The organism is Candidatus Anaplasma sp. TIGMIC (genome assembly GCF_028204095.1).
Classification (GTDB): Bacteria; Pseudomonadota; Alphaproteobacteria; order Rickettsiales; family Anaplasmataceae; genus Anaplasma.
Window position 1 is genome coordinate 1 of the sequence record NZ_JAQLOH010000058.1, and the last position, 2,872, is coordinate 2,872.

Sequence of the window (2,872 nt, forward strand, 5' to 3'; positions counted from 1 at the left end):
AATCCTAATAGTTTAGGTTATAACGGCATTAATTCCTTGACAGATCTGTCATACCTCAATAAGTATACCTCGTACAGTTAACATGTTTTCAACGTTTAATCAGGTAATACAAAATGACGAGAGTTTCTTTATCCACTGCACTTGCAACGCTCTGGATGTTTTGCGGTGCAGGTAACGCGGTTGCGACTACCATGCAGCAAAAGGTTTCAGAGTCTGATAAAGGTGCGGCAACAAAGCGTGTATCCGATCAGGGAAGTTTGCCAGGAAGATATATGGGCGTTACACCATCGATAGACTTTGGTGGTTCGCTTATGTCGCATGGTTGGGTTGCATTTAGAGATGCTTATTATTATGACAAGGGAGTGAGTCAAGGGTCATTCCTTACAGCTGATCAGCTTAGAACGCATGGCATTTCTACTGATGCTATGCTTTATATAACGGCTGAGGGAAAGAATGATTCCTTAGGGATTTACTATGGTGGAAGCCTAGAACTTGATGTTCCTTACACTCAAAACGCGGACTACACGTCCTACAGACAAGTAAATAACCGGGGAATGAAGGTATATTTGAACAGTGAGTATGGTGACTTTGGGTTTGGATATCAAGTTGGTATTGATTCCATAATGAGGATTGATGCCTTTACTATAGCTGCGGGTGATAACAGCAATACTTGGCTGAGATACGTGAATTTACGTGGAATATATAACCCATTTTCTACTACTAGCGGCGGTGTATCGCTTCCTGTAGTTCTAAGGCAAAAATACCTGGAAAATGCGTTTTACCTATCTACAGGCTTGTACAGCGAAAGCCTTATGGACGGTGGAAACAGATTTTCCATTAGGAATGCATCTCAATCTAAAGGCGCTAATTCTATTGGTCTTGTGAATTCTCTTCCTCTGAGATTTTCATACCTCTCTCCTAGTTTTGCTGGCCTAAAACTTGGTGTTAGTTATGCTCCTTATGGGCAAGACGAAGATTTAGTAGTGAAGACTCATGCAGCTATTGAGAAGACAAGTGTAGCTGTTCTAGATACACAATACCTATCCCCTCCTTTGCGTCGTAACAGCAATATTCTACTTATTCCACTTAGTGAGAAAGTGAAGAACCAAAGGTTCATCATGCCACTATACGAGCATATAGTAAATGTGGGCATGACGTACAGTTCATACTTCAACGGATTGGATTTCAAGCTGTCTATGGTGAGTGAATACGCAAAAAATAAAACGCATTTGTTACGTCCTGGCTCTGAGACAGAAGTAGCATTTCCAAAGATGGACAGTATTAAAAATGTTGCTCTTGGTGGTATGCTCAAGTACAAAAGTATTAAGTTTGCCGCGTCTTATGGCTATCTAGGTAGGATAGATAAAGTTAGCAACATGTACTACTGGAAGTCAGGCAAGTACTCTCTAGATAGTGCGGATGCTGTGGTGATAAATACAGATGGCACATACTTTTGGACTGTTGGCGGTGGTTATGCGTATGGCGGATTATATGTTTCCGCAGTGTACAAGGGTAGTAACTACAGCGGTAACAGGTTTGATGAAATATCATTTGGTGCTGAATACGATATTTCCGGCAGTGCGTCTAAGGTAAAATGTAAGGTCTTTGCAAACTACCATAACTATGCTGCGATATCCTCTGTTGTGGCGTACCCTGCTGATACTGATGGGGCTAACCGTGGACAGATCGTACTTGCGGGGATGAAAGTCAAGTTCTAAACTTGCGACGGTTCTGCTTTTGCTGTTTTGAAAAAGTTTTATAGCCTGATTTCTACTAGAAACTGTACTGAGGCATCCCTGGAGATTACAACAGGGATGCCCGAAAGTTCATGGTATAGTTTTTGTCTTTTCCCTTCATTTATAATAAAGTGCGTTCGTACCACGTATGTATGATTTGCCCTTCCACTTAAAGTGCTATCTTGCTGAGCTGCACGTGAAGGAAGGCTTGCTACAATTGCCTGCCATAAGCTCTAAAACTGCGTTGTCGAGTTCTTCAATCACTGAAAAGCACCGTTGAAAACCGCTTTCTCAGGACTATCGCTGCTCCTGCAGACAGTTTATATGGTGTGTAACAACATCACGTGGTCGCACAGGTATGCAGGTTTATGTTTGGATAAATCAGAATAATTATGATATTCATTGTAGAAGGTCAGAGATTGCTTCAGGGCTTCTGTTTTCAGCGTTTATTATTGCACCTTCAATATCTATCATTTCTAATTCAAGCTATATTGAGTAAGTATAGCGTTTCGCTGACGAATATCAGCTTCAGCGCTGTCATGCATTGCATTACCAAACTTGCGAGAGCTCTTCGCTGAAAATTCTCATATATATTTCTGGGCAGAACGTGGATTAGCGAATGTTTTTCTAGGGAATGCGGGGTTTGACGCGATAACTCTTACTAGATAATCAGATGTAACTGGACTACAGGCTTTTTTGTTTTAGCAGAGTACTAGCTCGATGGCAGTTACATGCTGTTGTAACAAATGTATCGTAGAGATCTGGGCCGTGCTGAGATACAGAATTCAATACGGTTTCCATATCATTCTTTGTGTAATCTGGTTTGAACCAGATTGGCACAGGCTTTTTATTCCAGCAGAATATAAACCGCAAAGCCATAACACATCGCTGTGGGAAACGTATTGTGCAGGGATTTTGGCTGCAAAACATCATAATTTTTATTGTGGTGCGGAGTATCGTGCTGTTTTTTCAGGGCAATATAAAGCTTATTACCTTCTGCTCCTTTAGTACTTCAGAGTTGTGCTATGTTGTGGAAATAATCCTTGCAGTCGCAAGAGTTGAGATTACCATGCATGGGCTGATGGGCTGATGGGCTGATGGGCTGATGGGCTGATGGGCTGATGGGCTGATGGGCT

At 41.7% G+C, this 2,872-nt stretch carries 1 protein-coding gene; it reads left to right on the forward strand.

Translation table 11 applies throughout. From position 1 onward, the window contains the following. Positions 1–113: 113 nt before the first annotated feature. Positions 114–1,718 (forward strand): hypothetical protein, encoded by a 1,605-nt coding sequence (locus tag PGW94_RS04450; protein ID WP_271759044.1) that lies wholly within the window; start codon positions 114–116, stop codon positions 1,716–1,718. The last annotated feature ends 1,154 nt before the right edge of the window (positions 1,719–2,872 follow it).

Excerpts from the sequence above, each read along its gene's own strand:
- PGW94_RS04450 (WP_271759044.1), top strand. The coding sequence starts at position 114 with ATGACGAGAGTTTCTTTATCCACTGCACTTGCAACGCTCTGGATGTTT.